Consider the following 19,432-nt stretch of genomic DNA (forward strand, 5'->3'; position numbering starts at 1 on the left):
AGCGATGATGGAGCTGCGCCACCTCCGCTATTTCCTCGCGGTCGCCGAGGAGCGGCACTTCACCCGCGCGGCACGCCGGCTCGGCATCGCGCAGCCGGCGCTCAGCCAGCAGATCAAGGACCTGGAGCGCGAGATCGGCGCCGCGCTGTTCCACCGGGTACCCCATGGCGCCGAGCTGACCGCCGCCGGGGCGAGCTTCCTCGATCGCGTGCGGGCGGTGCCGCGGCTCGTCGCCGACGCCGTCGAGGAGGCGCGCCGCGCCGCGCGCGGGGAGATCGGCTCGCTGCGGCTCGGCTTCACCGGCTCGGCGGCGTTCAACCAGCGCGTGCCCGCCGCGATCCGCACCTTCCGCCGCGCCTTCCCCGCGGTCGAGCTGACACTGCGCGAGGCGAACTCCAACGCGCTGGTCGACTGGCTGCGCGAGGGCGCGCTCGACCTCGCCTTCCTCCGCCCCGAGGGGATCGCGCGCGACGGGCTGACGCTCCATCCGATCGCGGCGGAGCCACTGATCGCCGCGCTCGCCGCGAGCCGGATGCCGCACGCGGCGCCGATCCGGCTGGCCGAGCTGGCCGAGGATTCATTCGTGATGACCCCGCGCGCGCTCGGGCCGACGCTGTACGACGCCACCGTGGCGGCGTGCCGCGAGGCGGGCTTCGAGCCTCTGCCCGGCCAGTCCGCGCCGCAGGTCGCCTCGGTGCTGGCGCTGGTGGCGGCCGAGCTGGGCGTGGCGCTGGTGCCCGCCTCGATGCGCGACACCCCGCTCAAGGGCGTGACCTACCACGACCTGCTCGACTCGAGCGCGCGTGCGTCGCTGGCGCTGGCGACGCGCCGCGATGAGCGCTCGCCCGCGGTGGCGGCGTTCGTCGCGGAGGCGCGGCGCGGCCTTGAGGGGGAGATCGAGAAGGCTTCCGAGGCGGCGATCGAGAAGACGGCCGAGGATTAAGGCGAGGGCGCGGCTGATGGAACGTTGCGAGTGCCTCCGCCGCGGTCTCCCGCGGACCACCGATCTACCCGTGAAAGTCTGATCCGTCCCATCGATCCGTGCTCCGGCGAACGCCGGAGCCCAGGGCCGCTCGCGTGACGCTCGCGGTTCTGGGCTCCTGCGTCCGCGGGAGCGCCCGCTGGTTCACATCGATTGGATCAGCCTCTAGCGTCATCCTAACGGCGTCCCCGCTTCCGTTGCGCCTGGGAATGGGGGCGTCGCCGATCAGCCGGCGCCGGCACCGTCGCACCGTGGCGGCGGCGACGGCGCTGACATACCCGTCCCCACCATAGCTCGCCGCACGCCGAGGCGAAGGTACGGGAAGATGACCCGCGATCGCGCTCGCCCCACGGCGCTCCCTGAGACGCGTTCAGGACGACCCCGCGGGGTGAGCGTCTCGTGCCAGCGACGATCGGTCCGCGAGCGACGGCGCCGCCACCGACCGCCCGGGCCATCTCTCACCAGTCCGCCAGCACCTGCCCCGCGCGAATCGTGTCGCCCAGCGCGAGCGCGCCGCGCAGCCGCGCCTCGCGCGGCAGGAACAGCAGGATGGTCGAGCCGTGCTCGAACCACCCCATCTCCTCGCCCTTCTCCAGCCGCGCGTCGCATGCCACGCGCGCGCTTCCCTGCTCGCGCAGCACCGTCTCGACGTCGAGGAAGCCCAGCCGGATGCTCGCCACCAGGATCGCCGCGACCGGCACCAGCAGCAGCCGTCGCCCGCCCGCGCTCGCCTCGATCACCGCGCGCTCGTTGCGGCAGAAGAGCTGCTCCACGCGCCGCAGCGCGATCGGGTTCACGTTCCAGCAGTCGCCCGAGAGATAGGTCACCGCCTCCACCGTGAGATCGGCCGGGGCGTGGAAGCGGTGGTACATCGCCGCGGTGAGCCGCAGCGTGACGTACCAGCCGTCGCGGAAACGCGCGACCAGCGCGGGATCGGGGACGAGATCACCGAGCCGATAGGGGAAGCCTTTGACCTGATAGACGCGATCGCCCTCGATCCGGCCGTGCGCGCCGAGGATCGCGTCGCACGGGCTCGCCAGCGTCGCGCGATCACGGTCATAGGCGCGCGCGCCGGGGCGCAGCCGGCGGATGAAGCCGTCGCGCAGCGAGCGGAACTCGGTGGTGGCGGCATCGGAGAGGTCGACGTCGGAGAAGAAGCGCCACGCCGCGAGCGCGGGTCGCGCCACGATCGGATGCTCCACCGCGGCGATGCGGCCCACCACGTTGGTCGCCCAGCGCCGCGGGATGCGGTTCGTCAGCAGGAAGTTGAGGTCCTCCTGCAGCAGCAGGCGGAGGAAAGCCGAGCGCATTGTCACACCTGCGTCATCGTGAGGGTCTGTGGAGAGGCATGCAGAAGAAGACATTCGTCGCGGTGGCCGGCGCGGTCGCCACCACCTTGTTCGCGGTCAGCAGGGGGCGCGAGCGGCTGCGCCTGTCGCGCGCCAAACATCCCTCGCTGGGCGGCCACGTCCGCATGGCCAAGCGCGTGGCGGGGCAGATCCCTTATTACAGCCACCCGGAGGAGCGCTTCTTCCGCGCCGACGGCTGCGACGACGCGGTCGCGACGCGGCGCCGCGACGGCTTCCGCCGGCTGAGCGAGCTCTACGCCGGGCGCTTCCCGAAGACGCTGGCGCTCACCGCCGAGACCCGCGCCGGCCTCTCCGACCTGCAGTTCACCGGGCGCTACCGCGTCCCCTTCCCCTTCGCCGAGGTGGTGCGCGCGCGATTGCCGACCGGCGCGTTCGTCGCGCGCACCGAGGGCGCGTGGCTGATCGACCTCGACGGGAACCGGCTGATCGACTGCACCGGCTCCTATGGCGTGAACCTGTTCGGCAACGACTTCTACAAGGAGACGCTGCGCGAGGCGGTCGCCACCGCCGAGCCGCTCGGCGCCTTGCTCGGCGCCTATCACCCGGTGGTGGCGGACAATGTCCGCCGGCTGCGCGCTCTGTCGGGGCACGACGAGGTGTCGTTCCACATGTCCGGCACCGAGGCGGTGATGCAGGCGGTGCGGCTGGCGCGCTATCACACCGGCCGGCGGCGGCTGGTGCGCTTCGCCGGCGCCTATCACGGCTGGTGGGGCGACGTGCAGCCCGGCATCGGCAACCCCGTCCCCGCCGACCACACGCTGACGCTCGCCGAGATGAGCGAGGAGACGCTGCGCGTGCTCGCGACGCGCAAGGACATCGCCTGCGTGCTGGTCAACCCGCTCCAGGCGCTCCACCCCAACGCGGGCGCCCCGTCGGACAGCCAGCTGGTCGACAGCGCGCGTCGCGCGGGCGCCGACCTCGACGGCTACGCGCGCTGGCTCCACCGCCTCGCCGAGACCTGCCGCGCCAACGATATCGTGCTGATCGCGGACGAGGTGTTCGTCGGCTTCCGGCTCGCGCCGGGCAGCCTGCTGCGTCGCGTGGGGGTCGAGCCCGACCTCATCACCTGGGGCAAGACTCTGGGGGGCGGGCTGCCCGTCGGCGTGCTCACCGGGCGCGCCGACCTGATGCGGCGCTGGCGCGACGACCGGCCGGTCGACATCTGCTTCGCGCGCGGCACCTTCAACGCGCATCCCTATGTGATGGCGGCGATGGATGCCTTCCTGCGCCGGCTCGAGACGCGCCCGGTGCAGGCGTTGTACGACGGGCTCGACGCCAAGTGGGACGCGCGCGCGGCGCAGCTCAACGACGCGCTCGCCGCCGAGGGGCTGCCCGTCTCGGTCGCCAACCTCTCGACGATCTGGACCGTGCTGTACGCGCGACCGTCGCGCTACAATTGGATGCTGCAATATTACCTCCGCGCCGAGGGGCTGGCGCTGAGCTGGGTCGGCACCGGGCGACTGATCTTCAGCCTCGACGTGGACGAGGTGCTGTTCGACGAGATCGTCCGCCGCTTCGTCGCCGCCGCGCGCGCGATGCAGGCGGACGGCTGGTGGAGCGGCCCGGCGGCCAGCGACAAGCAGTTGCGGCGGATGGCGCTGCGCGAGTCGCTGCGGGCGCGGCTGGGAGGGTGACGCTTACTCCCCTTCCCTGCGGAGGGGAGCGGGATAAGGCGTCGCCCTCTCGTCGAGACCGACGTCCGGGGGGAGCGCCGCACCCTCTCCCCTCGAGGAGAGCGTGCGGCCTCGCTCATGCCGCGGCGTGATCCTCACTGCGCTCGCCCTTGAGCAGCCGCGCCGGCGCGGTGCGGTAGAGGCGGAAGTCGCTGAACGGATCGGTCACGATCTTGGTCGCCCAGACGATCCCGGTCTCCAGGTCGCGCTCGACCCACAGCTGGGTGACGCGGAACAGGATCGCCGCCACGCCGAAGAACAGCCAGCCGAAGCCGACGTGCCGCAGGAAGTCGAGCATCCCCTCGGGCCGCTCGAGCAGGCCGAACAGGGTGGGCTCGACCGCCAGCACGACCGGGATCGCCAGCCACAGCCCCATCAGCACATATTTGCGCGTGAGATTATAGCCGACCTTCACCTCTTCCTTATACTCGTGGCTGACCCCGTTCTCGTGGTCATAGTCCTTGGGCTCGAAGAAGAAGTGCCCGGCCTGGCGGCTCGTCATCGCGACGCCCCAGGCGAGCAGGCTGGCCAGCGCGGCGTCGACGAACAGCAGCGCGTACGCCACCAGGAAGGTGCAGGCGCTGACGAAGTGCAGGCTCTGGTTGACCAGATTGTGATGGTAGAAGCGGTGGTCGTCCCAGCGCTGCTCCTTGAGCTGCGCGCGGAAGCCGGGGTTGCCCTGCTCGTCCTCGAAGCGGAGCTTGCGGATCGTCGGCATCACTGGTCCTCCCGGTCGAGCTTGGCGATGCGCACCAGCGAGAAATGGCCGAGCGGCGGGATCTCGCGGCGCTCGATCAGCGCGACGTCGTCGCGCCCCGCGACCCAGTCGGCGTAGAGCGCGAACGGGAAGTCGGTGCGGAAGCCGAGGCGGCTCGTCACCGGCATCAGCGTCTTCTCGATCGTGCCGCGGACGCCCTTCTCGGCGCCGACGCGCGTGGTGATGACGATCTCGCCGCCCGGCCGGCAGACGCGCGCGAACTCGTCCAGCGCGCGGCCCGGGTTGGCGACCGCGCTGACGACATATTGCGCGACGACGACGTCGAACGATTCGTCGGCGAAGTCGAGCGCCTCGGCGTCCCCGACGCGGATCGCGTCGACGTTGTGGAGGTTCTGCCGGCGGACGCGCGCGCGCGCCTTGTCGAGCATGTCCTCGGAGATGTCCACGCCCGTGACCCGGCTGGTCCGCGCATAGCCCGGGAGCGAGATGCCGGTGCCGACCCCCACCTCGAGGATGCGGCCGCCGATCCGGTCGGCGGCGCGGATCGCGCTGGCGCGGCCCTGGCGGAAGACGGGCCCGAACACGAGGTCGTAGATCGGGGCCCAGCGATCATAGGCCTGGGCGACCCCGGCCGTCGTCATCACTGCTGTCATGTCAGCGCATTACCCTCGTTTGACCCGGCAAACGGGCCGCGGTGATGTCCGACCTCTCTCCACTGGTTGCGTGTCAGCTTGACGACGGATCGGTGACGAGCGCTGTCACCTCGCTGTTACCGAAGTGACATGGAGCACGCGCGGAAAGGGCGGCCCGTCGCCGGACCGCCCTCCTCGGGTTCGTTGATGACCGGTGTTCCTGCGCACGCAGGAACCCAGGGTCACGCGCGCGCAGATGTCCGCGATCGCGAACAGGCGCCACGCCGTCGGACGTCGCCGGCGCTGCCGTCCGCCGTGGCGACTCCTTGGATCGCTCACGCCATCCAAGGGCGCCCGCCGCTTAGCGCTTCGAGAACTGGAAGCTGCGACGCGCCTTGGCGCGGCCGTACTTCTTGCGCTCGACGACGCGGCTGTCGCGGGTCAGGAAGCCCGCCGCCTTCACCGGCGCGCGCAGCGTCGGCTCGTACTTGGTGATCGCCTGGCTGATGCCGTGCTTCACCGCGCCGGCCTGGCCCGAGAGCCCGCCACCCTTGACCGTGCAGATCACGTCATACTGGCCCTCGCGCTCGGTGATACCGAAGACCTGGTTGATGACGAGGCGCAGCGTCGGGCGCGCGAAATAGATCTCCTGGTCGCGGCCGTTGATCGTGATCTTGCCCGAGCCCGGCTTCAGCCAGACTCGCGCCACCGCGTCCTTGCGGCGCCCGGTGGCATAGGCGCGGCCCTGCTTGTCGAGCTCCTGCGCGCGCAGCGGGGCGCGCTGGACCGGCGCCTCGACGTCGCCCGCGAGATAGGCCTCGGCCGACGCGTCGGCGCCGTCCTGCTGGGTCTCGCGCTGCTCCTGAAGCGCCGCGCCGAGGTCGGAGAGGGACTGGCGGTTGTCGGACATTATGCGCCCACCTTGTTCTTGCGGTTCATGCCGGCGATGTCGAGCACCGCGGGGTTCTGCGCCTCGTGCGGGTGCTCGGCGCCCTTGTAGATGCGCAGGTTGCGCATCTGCTGGCGGCCCAGCGGGCCGCGCGGGATCATCCGCTCCACGGCCTTCTCGAGCACGCGCTCCGGGAAGCGACCCTCGAGCACCTTGGCCGCGGTGACGCCCTTGATGCCGCCGGCATAACCGGTGTGCTTGTAATAGACCTTGTCGCCCAGCTTGTTGCCGGTGAAGCGCACCTTGTCGGCGTTGATCACGATGACATTGTCACCGCAGTCGACGTGCGGGGTGAAGCTGGTCTTGTGCTTGCCGCGCAGCACGTTGGCGATCACCACCGCGGCGCGACCGACCACCAGGCCGTCGGCGTCGACGATGTGCCACTTCTTCTCCACCTCGTGCGGCTTGGCCGCCTTGGTGGTCTTCATCAGCGCCTTCATGGTGCCTGTGACCTCGTTTCGCGTTCGAATAGAAAAGACGCGCCGCCCCGCCGGGCGTGCGCGCCGATGCCGGTCCAATGCCGTCGTCGCGCGCGCAAGTCAAGGTTTCCGCGGGTTTGTCGACGGGTATCGAGATACCTTAGGTGTTCTCAGGCGCGGTTGCGGCTCACCGCATGCGCCGCCACCACGGCCGCGATCAGCAGCAGCGCGGCATTGGCCTGGTGCGCCACCGCTATCGGCAGCGCGACCCCGCTGAGCAGCGTGGCGACGCCGAGCGCCACCTGCGCCACCACCAGCAGCGTCACCGCGGCGGCGGCGCGATAGGCGCGCACGCCGCGCGCCCGGTGCGCCAGCAGCAGCAGCCCGGCCGCGGCGACGAAGGCGAACCAGCGGTGGATGAACTGCACCACGATCGGGTTGTCGACCGCGTTGCGCCAGGCCGGCGCCACCATCGGCGTCCCCGCGGGGAACATTGCGTCGCCCATCAGCGGCCAGCTCGCGAAGGCATAGCCGGCGTCCAGCCCCGCGGTGAAGGCGCCGAACACGATCTGCACCGCCAGCAGCGCGAGCGCGAGCGCGGGCAGCGCGCGCATCGGCGCGGGATGCGCCAGCGGGTTCTCGGCGAGCGCGGCGAGGTCGCGCGCGGTCCACACGATCCCCGCCAGGATGAACAACGCGGTGCCGAGATGCACCGCGAGCCGCACGTGGCTGACGTCGGTCCGGACCGACAGGCCCGAGGCGACCATCCACCAGCCGATCGCGCCCTGCAGCCCGCCGAGCGCCAGCAGCGCGCCGAGCCGCCAGCCATAGCCGCGCGGCACCTGTCGCCGCACCGCGAACCACAGCAGCGGCAGCGCGAAGGCCAGGCCGATCACGCGGCCGAGCAGGCGGTGCGCATATTCCCAGAAGAAGATCGCCTTGAAGCCGTCGAGCGTCATGCCGCGGTTGAGCTGCTGATACTCGGGGATGCGCTGGTAATTGGCGAACTCGGCCTGCCATTGCGCGGCGGTGAGCGGCGGGATCACGCCCGAGATCGGCTTCCACTCGGTGATCGACAGGCCGGACTCGGTCAGCCGCGTGACGCCGCCGACCACCACCATCGCCAGGATCAGCGCGGCGACGCAGTAGAGCCAGCGCGCGATCGCGCGCGGGCGGGTGCTGAGCGAGAAACCGGGGCTGGCCTGAAGCATGTCACCGCTTAGCAGAGGCGCGCGCGTCCGTCGACGCCGCCCCCGCCTGCCCCGCTCCCGCCTGCCCCGCCCCCGCCTGCCCCGCAGCTGCGGCCGCCTCGGCCGCCGCGCGCGCGGCGCGGCCCCAGGGCTCCTCGCGGAACCACTTGGTCACGACATATTTGGTGCCCTCCACCACCGCCATGCCCTCGTGCAGCGTGGCGGTGTTGGGGCTGCCGTCGGGGTTCATGTTATCCCAGGCGAGCAACATGCCCGGCCGGGGCGCGACGCGCAGCCCGCCCTGCGGGAACCAGGTCGCGCCGCCCTCCTCCACCTGGTTGAGGTAGATCATCGCGGTGAAGGTGCGCTGGCCGCCGTTCTCGCGCATCCGCGGCCAATAGCTCTCGCCCTCGTGGAAATAATCGTGGTGGGTGCGGAACAGCTGGCCCGGGGCGTAGCGCTGCCCCTGCATCGTCTCGCCGAACTCGGGCGCGATGCCGAGCAGCGCCGCGACCGATTCGTCGACCTGCCGGATACCGTCGGCGAAACGGTCCATGTCGCAGCTCTCGCTGGTGCGGTTCCTGGGGTCGCCGCGGTCGCTCAGCAGCGACGACGGGCGGCGGTTGGAGTCGATCACCTGGATCAGCCAGTCGCACCACGGCTGGTCGAGGAAGTCGAGGCAGCGCCACGCCGCGATCCGGTCGCTGGGCAGGCGCTGCATCCTGGGATCGGCGTCGAGCCTGGCGGCCACCGCCGCGCCGATCGCGGCGCGCGAGGCGGAGGGGCCGCCCGGGGGAAGGGTCGTCAGGGCCATGCCGAGTCCATCGCGCGGCGCGGGGCGGCGCGCAAGCCACCCGGCGCGCGCGTCCGGCTCACCAGAAGATGTCGTAGATCACGTCGACCACCTGCCCGCTGTCGACGTCGACCAGCAGCGCGTCGTCATAGTAGCGCACCCAGCGGTACGGGCCGTAGGCGTCGGGGAGGCGATACGACCAGGGATCGTCGATCCAATAGCTGCGCGCGAACAGGGTCGGCGCGATCCGCACGCCGATGCCGAAGCGCGTGTAGCCGGCGCCCCAGCCGTAGGGCGCGTAATAGCGCGGCAGGCGATAGGCGTAGCGGTTGCTGCTGCGATAGCCGCTGTAATCGTAGCGCCGGTCGCGCCGCCAGTCGCGGTCCCAGCGCGCGCGATCGTCGCGGCCGGCCCAGCCTCCGTCATAGCCGCGGTCGGCGCCGCCGCCCCAGGCATAAGCGCCGCGGTCGCGCCGCTGGCCCACGCCCTCGTCGCGCTCGCGCCGCTCCCAGGCGCCGTCGCGGCGCGCGCTGCGCCAGTCGCCGTCGGCGCGGGTGCGCTCGTCGTCGCGGCGATCCCAGCCCGGCGAACGGTCGCGCCCGCTGCGCCACTCCGCGCGCGACCGCTCGCCGTCGCCGCGGACCCGGCCCGGCACCGCGCCATAGCCCCAGCCGCCCGGTCGCGCGTCGGGGCGCGGCGCCGGCGGGGGTGGCGCGGGGACGCCGCGGTCGCCGCGGTCGCCGCGGTCGCCGCGGTCGGCGCGGTCGGCGCCGCGCCCGCCGTCGCCTCGATCACGTCGTGCCCATCCGCTCGTGTCGACATGCTCGGGCCGGTCGGGACGGTTCCAATCGCCGCGCGGCGGCTGCCCCGGCGCCGGGGCGGCCGGCGCGCGCGGTGCCTCACTGCGCGCCTCGACCCGCGCCTGCAGACGCGCGCGCATCGCGTCGCCCAGCGTGCCCTGCTGCGCCGACGCCGCCGGCACCAGCCCGGCGCCCGCCAGCAGTCCCACCACCAACGCCTTGATCATGACCATCACTCTCGCTCGCCGGCGCACCAGCCGGCCCCATCATGCGCACGGTCTAGCGCTGGATGGTAGAACGATCGCTGAACCGGCGAGTCAGCCGCGGGACAGCTCGGCGGGGGCGAGCAGCGCGGCGAGCCGCTCGATCAGCTGCGCGCGCGTGTACGGCTTGCGGATCACCTGCGGCGCGGGCACGCCGGCCAGCTCCTCGGCATCGGCATAGCCCGTCACGAACAGCACCGCCAGTCGCGGCCGGCGCTGGCGCGCGCGCCGCGCGAACTCCACCCCGGTCATCAGCGGCATCGCCACGTCCGCCACCACCGCCTCGATCGCGGGGTCGGCGTCGAGCGCCTCGAGCGCGGCGGCGCCGTCCGCCGCCTCGACCACGCGGCAGCCCGCGTCGCGCAGCGCGTCGGCGGTGATCTCGCGCACGCGGTCCTCGTCGTCGAGCACGAGCACGCGCCGCCCCGCGACCGAGCCGCCCCCGCCGCGCTCCTCGCCCTCCGCCGCCACGCTCGGCGCCGCCTCGGCGCGCGGGAGATAGACCGAGACCCGCGTCCCCTCGTTGGGCGCGGTGTCGATCCGCACGCCGCCGCCCGACTGTTTGGCGAAGCCGAACACCTGCGCCAGCCCCAGCCCCGAGCCCTTGCCCACCTCCTTGGTGGTGAAGAAGGGTTCGAACGCGCGCGCCAGCACCTCGGCGGTCATCCCCGTGCCGGTGTCGCTCACCGCGACTCGGACATAGTCGCCCGCGGACGGCTCCTCGGGCCGCACCGGCGCGCCGAGCGTGACGTTGGCGGTGCTCACCCGCAGCGTGCCGCCGCCGGGCATCGCGTCACGCGCGTTGATCGCCAGGTTGAGCAGGATGAGCTCGAGCTGGGTGGGATCGACCATCGCCGGCCAGGGCTGGTCGCACACCGCCGCCTCGATCGCGATCGAGCGCCCGAGCGTGCTCTCGAGCAGCGGGACCAGCCCGGTCACCGCGGCGTTGAGATCGACCACCTTGGCCTCGAGCCGCTGGCGGCGCGAGAAGGCCAGCAGCTGCGCGGTCAGCGTCGCGCCGCGCTCGGCCGCGGCGCGGACATGGTCGAGCTGCTCGAGCGCGCGCGGCGTCATCGCACCGCGCGCGGCGGCGCGCGACACCATCTCGACGTTGCCGAGCACCACGGTGAGCAGGTTGTTGAAGTCGTGCGCCACGCCCGAGGTGAGCTGGCCGATCGCCTCGAGCCGCTGGAGCTGGTGGAGCGTCTGCTCCACCTTCTCGCGCTCGGCGATCTGGCGGGTGAGCTCGGCGGTGCGCTCCTCCACCCGCGCCTCCAGCCGCTCGCCGGCGAGATGCGCCTCGGTGACGTCGATCGCGCAGCCGACATAGCCGAGGAACGTCTCGCCGAGGAAGCGCGGGCGCGCCTCGGCATGGACCCAGCGCTCGCCGCCCGCGCGCGTCAGCAGGCGATAGTCGCCGCTGAGCGGGTCGCGCGCGCGCTGCCGCTCGACCAGCCGCCGCGCGGCCGCCGCGCGCAGCTCGCTCGGCAGCAGCGAGAGCCAGCCCCCCGCCACCACGTCCTCGGGCGCGACGCCGAGGATCGCGCGGAAGCCCTCGCTGGCGAACGTCAGGTTCAGCTCCCCGTCGGTCAGCCACACCAGGGCGGGCAGGCTATCGGCGAGCATGCGGAAGCGCGCCTCGCTCTCGCGCAGCGCGTCGGCCTCGCGCTTCCTCGCGGTGACGTCGATCACCGTGCCGATCGCGCGGACGCAGCGCTCGCCCTCGAACAGTCCGCGCCCGCGCACCGCGAGCCAGCGCACCGAGCCGTCCGACGCGGGACAGGTGCGATACTCGATGTCGTAGCGCGCGCGCCGCGCCGGATCGATCGTCGCGAGGAAGGCCTGGCGCACCCGCGGCCGGTCTTCCGGGTGGAGCAGCGCGGCGAACTCGTTGAGCGACTGCGCCGGGCCGGGCGCGATCCCGTACATGCCCCAGGTCCGCGGCGAGCACGAGAAGCGGTCGGCGGCCAGGTCATAGTCCCAGGTGCCGATCTCGCCCGCCTCGGTGGCCAGCTCGAGCGAGTCGCGGCTCAGCGCCAGCGCGCTCTCGGCGCGGTGGCGCTCGGTGACGTCGGTGCCCTCGACGAACACCGCGGTGACCAGGCCGGCGGCGTCGGTGACCGGCTGGAGGATGAAGTCGAGGCGACGTTCCTCCATCATGCCGTCGTCGCGCGGCAGCAGCAGCGGCACCTCGGTGCCGCGATAGGGCCGGCCGGTCGCGACCACGCCGTCGAGCTTGTCGATCAGCCCGCGCTGCGCCACCTCGGGCACCGCCTCGGCGAGCGCGTGGCCGACCACGTCGCGCCCGCCGACCAGCCGGTGATACGAGGCGTTGGCGAGCTCGACGACATGGCCGGGCTGGCGCAGCACCGCGATGAAGCCGGGTGCCTGGTCGAACATCTCGCGCAGCCGCTCGCGGTCCTCCGCCATGGCGCGCGCGGCGCGAACCCGCGCGGTGGTGTCGGAGACGATGCACAGCACCCCGCCGACGCTGCCGTCGGCCAGCGGCACCGGCGAGTAGCTGACGTCGAAATAGACCGTCTCGCCCTGCCCGCCGCGCTCGATGTAGAAAGGACGGTCCTTCGCGGCGAAGGTCTCGCCGGTGGTGCGCACATGCGCCAGCAGCGGCTCGAGATCGTCCCACATCTCGCTCCACGCCACGCGACCGGGCTGGCCGAGCGCGCGCGGATGCTTGATGCCGATCGTCGGCGCATAAGCGTCGTTGTAGAGCGCGACATAGTCGGGCCCCCAGAACAGCACGATCTCGACCCGCGCGGGCAGCGCCAGCGCGAGCGCGTTGCGCAGCTCGGCGGGCCAGCCCGCGATCGCGCCGAGCGGCGAGGCCGACCAGTCGTGCGCCAGGATCCGCTGCCCCATCTCGCCGCCGTGGGCGAACAATAGCGTCGGGTCGCTCGCCGAGGTTAGCGGTGGGTTCATCGCGAGCGCCAGCCTAGCGCGCCGCGGCGACGGAGAGAAGTTACGATACGCCGGGTGGTGGCGCGGCGCGCGGGCGGCTAGTCCTGGGGCATGAACCCGGCCTTCCGCTCGATCCACCACCACGGCCTGCTGCGCGTCGCCGCGGCCACCCCGCCCGCCAGCGTCGGCGACCCGGCCTTCAACGCCGCGGCGGCGGTCGCGCTGGCGCGTCGCGCGCACGAGGGCGCGGTCGACCTCGTCGTCTTCCCCGAACTGAACCTCAGCAGCTACGCGATCGACGACCTCCACCTCCAGTCCGCGTCCCGCGGTGCCACGCTCGACGCGGTGGCGGCGGTGACCGCGGCCTCGGCCGAGCTGCGCCCGGTGCTGCTGGTCGGCGCCGCGCTGGAGCGCGCGGGGCGGCTCTACAATTGCGCGCTGGCGATCGCACGCGGCCGCGTGCTCGGCGTCGTGCCCAAGACCTTCCTGCCCAACTACCGCGAATATTACGAGAAGCGCTGGTTCGCCAGCGGCGCGGGTCTCGCCGGGCTGACGATCCGACTGGGCGACGCGGACGTGCCGTTCGGCACCGACCTGATCTTCGCCGCGGCCGACCTGCCGCGCTTCGTCTTCCACGCCGAGATCTGCGAGGATTACTGGTCCCCCACCCCGCCCTCGACGCTCGGCGCGCTCGCCGGCGCGCTGGTGTGCACCAACCTGTCCGCGTCGAACGTGGTGATCGGCAAGTCGCGCGAGCGGATGATGCTCTCGGCGTCGCAGTCGGCGCGCGCGATGTGCGCCTATGTCTATTCCGCCGCCGGCGCCGGCGAGAGCACCACCGACCTCGCCTGGGACGGCCAGGGCACGGTCCACGAGCTCGGCGAGCTGCTCGCCGAGTCGACGCGCTTCGCGCACGAGCCCGAGCTGGCGATCGCCGACGTCGACCTTGAGCGGCTCGCGCAGGAGCGGCTGCGCAACGGCACGTTCAACGACAGTGCGGCGCTTCTCGGACATCCGGAGACGCGCTTCCGCCGGGTCGCCTTCGAGCATCGGCCCGATCATGCCGACGTCGGACTGAGGCGCGAGCTGCGCCGCTTCCCGTTCGTCCCCAACGATCCCGCCAAGCTCGACGCCGACTGCTACGAGGCGTTCAATATCCAGGTCGAGGGCATCGCCAAGCGCCTCGTCGCGGCGAGAGCGAGGCGGCTGGTGATCGGCGTCTCGGGCGGGCTGGACAGCACGCACGCGCTGATCGTCGCGGCCAAGGCGCTGGACCGGCTCGGTCGCCCCCGCACCGACATCCTCGGCATCACGCTCCCCGGCTTCGCCACGAGCGAGGGCACCAGGAGCAATGCCTGGAAGCTGATGGACGCGCTCGGCGTCACCGCGGAGGAGATCGACATCCGGCCCGCCGCGACGCGCATGCTCGAGGACATGGGCCATCCGTTCGGACGCGGCGAGGAAGTGTATGACGTCACCTTCGAGAACGTCCAGGCGGGGCTGCGCACCGACTATCTGTTCCGCATCGCCAACCAGCGCGACGGGCTGGTCGTCGGCACCGGCGACCTGAGCGAGCTGGCGCTGGGCTGGTGCACCTACGGCGTCGGCGACCAGATGAGCCATTATGCCGTCAACGCCGGCGTGCCCAAGACGCTGATCCAGTTCCTGATCCGCTGGGCGATCGCGACCGACCAATATGACGCCGCGACCGACGCCGTGCTCGAGTCCGTCCTGGGGCAGGAGATCTCGCCCGAGCTGGTCCCGGGCGAGGAACTGCAGAGCACCGAGAGCCGGATCGGGCCATACGCGCTCAACGACTTCTTCGCGCATTACGTCATCCGCCACGGGCTGGCGCCCTCCAAGATCGCCTTCCTGGCGTGGCATGCCTGGAGCGACGCGGCACGCGGGCGCTGGCCGCTCGGCTATCCGGAGGCGGCACGCGCCGCCTACGACCTGGAGACGGTGCGGCTGTGGCTCGAGCGCTTCCTGGTGCGCTTCTTCCAGACGAGCCAGTTCAAGCGCTCGGCGATCCCCAACGGGCCGAAGGTGTCGGCGGGCGGCGCGCTGTCGCCCCGCGGCGACTGGCGCGCGCCGTCGGACGGGACGGCCGCGGCGTGGCTCGCGGAGCTGGCGGCGAACGGGCCGTGAGGGGTGAAAGCTAGGCCGGGCCGCCCCCGAGATCCTCCCCGCGGGCGGGGAGAGGGACCGCGTCGCGTAGCGGCGTGGTGGAGGGGGCTCTCCACGCAGCGCAGCGTCCGCCGAAGCCCCCCTCCACCACCGGCTTCGCCGGCGGTCCCCTCCCCGCCCGCGGGGAGGATCCGAGTCTGTCCTACACCGCGGTCGTCGCTCTATGCCGGCACGCTCTTTGACATGGTCGACCTCTCACCCATGCGGTCGCCCCCAGCTTCCTCAACGTTCGCGCCAGCGACTCAACATTCGCAACATTCGCGCCCGTCGTTCCCGCCAACCCATTGATCGCCCGTCACCAGCGCCTCACGCCCGGCCAGGCCGAGCCCGCGACCGACTCAACATTCGCGGGGTCCCGCCGCGCTCCCGCGCACGCAGCTCACTGAACCTCCGCCCATCTCACCCGTTCGGCGCGAATACCCTACGGAGATCAGCGACATGGACGATCAGGGCACGACGCGCCGCACCATCCTGGGCGGCGCCGCCGCCGGCCTCGCCTTCACCGCCACCGGCGCGGCGGCACAGGGCGCCGCCGGCGCGCCCGCCGGCCCGGTCAAGCTGAGCGACCCGCGTAGCAAATATACCAGCCAGCCTTTCCCCGAGCAGCGCCAGCCCTGGCCGGCGCTCCAGTCCAAGATGAACCCGCGCCCCGACAGCGGCGAGACCAGCTACCGCGGCTCGGGCCGGCTCACCGGGCGCAAGGCGCTGCTCACCGGCGCGGACAGCGGGATCGGGCGCGCCGCCGCGATCGCCTTCGCGCGCGAGGGCGCCGACGTCGCGATCAACTATCATCCGAGCGAGGAGCCCGACGCGCAGGAGGTCAAGGCGCTGATCGAGCAGGCCGGGCGCAGGGCGGTGCTGCTCCCCGCCGACATCCGCACCGAGCGCGCCTGCACCAAGCTGGTCGCCGACGCGGTGCGCGGGCTCGGCGGCCTTGACCTGCTCGTCAACAACGCCGCCTATCAGCAGAGCAAGGCGGACATCTCCGAGATCAGCGACGAGCAGATGGTGCGCACCTTCGAGACCAACATCTTCGCGATGTTCCGGATCGCCAGGGCCGCGATCCCGTCGATGCCGCCGGGCTCGGTGATCATCAACACCGGCTCGGTCAACAGCTACGACCCCGGCGAGGAGCTGCTCGACTATGCCTCCACCAAGGGCGCGATCCTCATCTTCACCAAGGGGCTAGCCAAGCAGCTCGCCAAGAAGGGCATCCGCGTCAACATGGTGGCGCCGGGGCCGATCTGGACCCCGCTCCAGGTCGCCGGCGGGCAGCTGCCCGGCAAGATGGGCGAGTTCGGCCAGGACACGCCGATGGGCCGCGCCGGCCAGCCGGCCGAGCTGGCGCCGCTCTACGTCGCGCTGGCGGAGGACGGGACCAGCTTCTCCACGGGCACCGCGGTGGGCGCGCACGGCGGCAAGGGGAGCCCGTGACAGAAGCCCATTGAGCCAGATTAAGCCGTTGATTTTGGCGAGGAACGGAAAGCGGTAGCGCGCGCTTGGTGGGGCAGTAGACAAGAAGGAGCCCGTGATGGCCGACCAGCCGCTCCACCAGCAGCACGACGACGCCCCTCTCGCCGCCTCCAAGCGGCGCGACTCGGTCCAGCGCGCCAAGGCCTCGATCCCCGAGGCGAGCGGCACGCAGATCACCGCGCGCGCGGTGACGATCAACCGGCCGGTCGCGGAGGTCTATGCCTACTTCCGCGACTTCGCCAACTTCCCCAGCTTCATGGAGAATGTCGAGCGGATCGAGGTGCTCGACCGGCAGCGCTCGCACTGGGTGGTGAAGGCGCCGGCGGGGGGCACGGTCGAGTGGGACGCGCGGCTCACCGCGGAAGAGGAGAACCGCCTCCTCGCCTGGACCAGCGAGGACGGCACCGAGGTGCCCAACTCGGGCCGGGTCGAGTTCCACGACGGCGGAGCGCGCGGCACCGTGCTGATCGCGACGATCCTCTACGACCCGCCCGGCGGGGTAGTCGGCAAGCTGATCGCCAAGATGTTCCAGCGTGAGCCCGCGATCCAGGCGCGCCGCGACCTGCGCCGGCTCAAGCAGCTGCTCGAGACCGGCGAGATCGCCACCCCCGCGATGAACCGCCAGCAATATGAGGAGATGGGGCTGTGAAGGCGATCGCCTGGCATGGCAAGCACGACGTCCGCGTCGACACGGTCGACGATCCTGGCATCGTCAACCCGCGCGACTGCGTGATCAAGGTGACCTCCACCGCGATCTGCGGCTCGGACCTCCACCTCTATGACGGCTATATCCCGACGATGCAGTCGGGCGATATCCTCGGTCATGAGTTCATGGGCGAGGTGGTCGAGGTCGGTCCCAAGTCGACGCTCGAGAAGGGGCAGCGCGTGGTGGTCCCCTTCACCATCTCGTGCGGCAGCTGCTATCACTGCTCGAAGCACCAATATTCCGCCTGCGACAACGGGCTGCCCGCCGACAACCAGGACATCGCGCAGGAGCTGTACGGCCAGCCGATGGCGGGGCTGTTCGGCTACAGCCACATGACCGGTGGTTATGCCGGCGGACAGGCGGAATATGTCCGCGTGCCGTTCAGCGACGTCGGCCCGATCGTCATCCCCGACGGCATCGAGGACGACAAGGTGCTGTTCCTCTCGGACATCCTCCCCACCGGCTGGATGGCCGCCGAGAACGCCGACATCGAGCCGGGCGACACGGTGGCGGTCTGGGGCTGCGGCCCGGTCGGGCTGTTCGCGGTGCAGTCGGCTTTCCTGATGGGGGCCGAGCGCGTGATCGCGATCGACCATTTCCCCAACCGCCTCGCGCTCGCCAAGCGCTTCGGCGCGGAGACGATCAACTTCGAGGAGACCGCGGTCTACGAGGCGCTGATGGTGATGACCGGCGGGATCGGCCCCGACGCGGTGATCGACTCCGTCGGGCTGGAGGCGCACGGTTTCTTCGTCGACAACGTGCTCGACCAGATCAAGGCCTCGACCTTCCTCGGCACCGACCGCGCCCACGCCAACCGCCAGGCGATCATCGCCTGCCGCAAGGGCGGTCGCGTGTCGATGCCGGCGGTCTACGGCGGGTTCGTCGACAAATGGCCGCTCGGCGCCTTCATGGAGAAGGGTCTGACGCTCAAGACCGGGCAGACCCATGTCCAGCATTACATGCCCGCGCTGCTCCAGGCGATCCTCGAGGACAAGATCGACACCGAGTTCCTCATCTCGCACCGCCTGCCGCTGAGCGAGGGGCCGAAGGGCTACAAGATGTTCCACGACCAGCAGAACGAGGTCACCAAGATCGTGCTCAAGCCCGGTCTGGACTGAGGAGAGAACGGACATGGCAGAGAAATTCGCGATCATCACCGGTGCCTCGACCGGGATCGGCTTCGAGCTGGCGACGCTCGCCGCGCGGAACGGCTATGACATCCTCGTCGTCGCCGACGAGCCGCTGATCGACGCGGCCGCGGCCGACTTCGAGCAGTTCGGCACGCAGGTCAGCTCGGTCGAGGCCGATCTCGCCACGATCGACGGCGTCGACCAGCTGCTCGCCGCGGCGGAGGGGCGCTCTATCGATTTGCTCTGCGCCAACGCGGGCGTCGGGCTCGGTCGCGCCTTCCTCGACCAGGACGTCGCCGACTGGCGCCGTGTGATCGACACCAACGTCACCGGCACCACCTACCTGCTCCATCAGGTGTTGCGCCAGATGGCCGCGCGCGGGGACGGCAAGGTGCTGGTCACCGGCTCGATCGCGGGCTTCATCCCCGGCAGCTTCCAGGCGGTCTACAACGGCACCAAGGCGTTCGTCGACCATTTCACCGACGCGCTGCGCGACGAACTCAAGGACCATGAGGGGATCACGCTCACCACGCTGATGCCGGGGCCGGTCGACACCGAGTTCTTCGACCGCGCCGACATGATGGACACCGCCGTCGGCACCTCGGACAGCAAGTCCGACCCTGCCAAGGTGGCGCGCGACGGCTGGGACGCGCTGATGGCGGGCAAACACTCGATCGTGTCGGGCTGGAAGAACAAGCTCCAGGCCGCGGCCGCTCACGTCCTCCCCGCCGAGGTGACTGCGCATATGCACCGCAACATGGCCGAGCCAGGCACGGCCAAGGAGTGAAGGGGTCCGGCGACCGCGGCGCGCGATCGCTGATCCTCATCGACCCGTCGCGTTTTGGGTCAGTTCAGAATTGCCTTTGCGGTCGCAGCATGGAAGACGGGCCGCTCCTCCCGGGGAGATTAGTAATGAAGCTTGGTAAGTATCTGGTCGCGGCCGCTGCCGCCTCGCTCTCGGTCGCTCCGGCGGTCGCGGCGCCGGCGAATCCGGCCGCCAGCCTGTCGGTCGCCAAGTCGTCGCGCGCCAGCGCGGCGACCGCGAAGGACAGCAAGGCGATCGCGGGTGGCGGGCTGATCGTGGCGGCCGTGGCTGCCGCGGCGGTCGTCGCCGGCATCATCATCATCGCCGACGACGGCAACGACGATTCGGACAGCAACTGAGCTGACCGATCATGCGTGTTGAGGAAGGGGGAGTGTCCATCCGGACGCTCCCCTTTTTCTTGGCGGG

The 19,432-nt window shown here is 71.5% G+C and carries 17 protein-coding genes; 8 read left to right on the top strand and 9 right to left on the bottom strand.

The genetic code is table 11. The features are described from left to right. Positions 1-7 precede the first annotated feature (7 nt). Entirely contained in the window at positions 8-943 is a 936-nt protein-coding gene (locus KZ813_RS02730) for a LysR family transcriptional regulator (RefSeq protein ID WP_219753457.1), read from the top strand. Positions 944-1,440: 497 nt separating this feature from the next. Here KZ813_RS02730 and asd read toward each other — a convergent pair whose 3' ends face one another. Continuing rightward, on the bottom strand, positions 1,441-2,292 hold the full coding sequence (gene asd, locus KZ813_RS02735) for an archaetidylserine decarboxylase (RefSeq protein WP_219753458.1): 852 nt from the start codon (positions 2,290-2,292) through the stop codon (positions 1,441-1,443). A 38-nt stretch (positions 2,293-2,330) separates the two neighbouring features. Between asd and KZ813_RS02740 the strand changes: the two genes are divergently transcribed. Further along, entirely contained in the window at positions 2,331-3,986 is a 1,656-nt protein-coding gene (locus KZ813_RS02740) for an aminotransferase class III-fold pyridoxal phosphate-dependent enzyme (RefSeq protein ID WP_219753459.1), read from the top strand. Between the two features lie 115 nt (positions 3,987-4,101). Here the strand turns inward: KZ813_RS02740 and KZ813_RS02745 are convergent, their stop codons facing one another. From KZ813_RS02745 to KZ813_RS02780, 8 genes are all read right to left on the bottom strand, one after another. Next, on the bottom strand, positions 4,102-4,743 hold the full coding sequence (locus tag KZ813_RS02745; protein WP_219753460.1) for a DUF962 domain-containing protein: 642 nt from the start codon (positions 4,741-4,743) through the stop codon (positions 4,102-4,104). Beyond that, positions 4,743-5,384, bottom strand: a complete 642-nt coding sequence (locus tag KZ813_RS02750; RefSeq protein WP_258046368.1) for a class I SAM-dependent methyltransferase — start codon at positions 5,382-5,384, stop codon at positions 4,743-4,745. Before KZ813_RS02750 ends, KZ813_RS02745 begins: the two co-directional genes overlap by 1 nt. 352 nt (positions 5,385-5,736) lie before the next feature. Next, positions 5,737-6,285, bottom strand: coding sequence for a 30S ribosomal protein S9 (gene rpsI, locus KZ813_RS02755; protein ID WP_219753462.1), 549 nt, complete (start codon positions 6,283-6,285; stop codon positions 5,737-5,739). Continuing rightward, positions 6,285-6,764, bottom strand: coding sequence for a 50S ribosomal protein L13 (gene rplM / locus KZ813_RS02760; RefSeq protein WP_219753463.1), 480 nt, complete (start codon positions 6,762-6,764; stop codon positions 6,285-6,287). Before rplM ends, rpsI begins: the two co-directional genes overlap by 1 nt. 149 nt (positions 6,765-6,913) lie before the next feature. After that, positions 6,914-7,954, bottom strand: coding sequence for a COX15/CtaA family protein (locus KZ813_RS02765; RefSeq protein ID WP_219753464.1), 1,041 nt, complete (start codon positions 7,952-7,954; stop codon positions 6,914-6,916). A gap of 1 nt (position 7,955) precedes the next feature. Further along, the gene (locus KZ813_RS02770) at positions 7,956-8,747 is read right to left on the bottom strand and encodes a prolyl hydroxylase family protein (RefSeq protein WP_219753465.1); all 792 of its coding nucleotides are present in this window, start codon (positions 8,745-8,747) and stop codon (positions 7,956-7,958) included. 58 nt (positions 8,748-8,805) lie between these two features. Further along, positions 8,806-9,753, bottom strand: coding sequence for an RcnB family protein (locus KZ813_RS02775; protein ID WP_258046369.1), 948 nt, complete (start codon positions 9,751-9,753; stop codon positions 8,806-8,808). A 90-nt stretch (positions 9,754-9,843) separates the two neighbouring features. Beyond that, positions 9,844-12,726 carry a PAS domain S-box protein gene (locus KZ813_RS02780; protein WP_219753466.1) on the bottom strand — a complete coding sequence of 961 codons (2,883 nt, stop codon included), beginning with the start codon at positions 12,724-12,726 and terminating at the stop codon, positions 9,844-9,846. 90 nt (positions 12,727-12,816) lie between these two features. Here KZ813_RS02780 and KZ813_RS02785 point away from each other — a divergent pair, with 90 nt between their 5' ends. From KZ813_RS02785 to KZ813_RS02810, 6 genes are all read left to right on the top strand, one after another. Continuing rightward, positions 12,817-14,853 carry an NAD(+) synthase gene (locus KZ813_RS02785; RefSeq protein ID WP_219753467.1) on the top strand — a complete coding sequence of 679 codons (2,037 nt, stop codon included), beginning with the start codon at positions 12,817-12,819 and terminating at the stop codon, positions 14,851-14,853. A gap of 477 nt (positions 14,854-15,330) precedes the next feature. Continuing rightward, positions 15,331-16,326, top strand: a complete 996-nt coding sequence (locus tag KZ813_RS02790; protein WP_219753468.1) for an SDR family oxidoreductase — start codon at positions 15,331-15,333, stop codon at positions 16,324-16,326. 97 nt (positions 16,327-16,423) lie between these two features. Then, the gene (locus KZ813_RS02795) at positions 16,424-17,014 is read left to right on the top strand and encodes an SRPBCC family protein (protein WP_219753469.1); all 591 of its coding nucleotides are present in this window, start codon (positions 16,424-16,426) and stop codon (positions 17,012-17,014) included. Then, a complete protein-coding gene (locus KZ813_RS02800; RefSeq protein ID WP_219753470.1) occupies positions 17,011-18,189 on the top strand; it encodes a zinc-dependent alcohol dehydrogenase in 1,179 nt (392 codons plus the stop codon). The genes KZ813_RS02795 and KZ813_RS02800 overlap by 4 nt, the downstream gene beginning before the upstream one ends. Before the next feature lie 13 nt (positions 18,190-18,202). Further along, positions 18,203-18,988 (top strand): SDR family NAD(P)-dependent oxidoreductase, encoded by a 786-nt coding sequence (locus KZ813_RS02805; protein WP_219753471.1) that lies wholly within the window; start codon positions 18,203-18,205, stop codon positions 18,986-18,988. A gap of 89 nt (positions 18,989-19,077) precedes the next feature. Beyond that, a complete protein-coding gene (locus KZ813_RS02810; protein ID WP_258046370.1) occupies positions 19,078-19,365 on the top strand; it encodes a hypothetical protein in 288 nt (95 codons plus the stop codon). Positions 19,366-19,432 lie beyond the last annotated feature (67 nt).

Origin of the sequence: Sphingomonas folli, from assembly GCF_019429525.1 — a bacterium.
Taxonomy (GTDB): Bacteria; Pseudomonadota; Alphaproteobacteria; order Sphingomonadales; family Sphingomonadaceae; genus Sphingomonas; species Sphingomonas folii.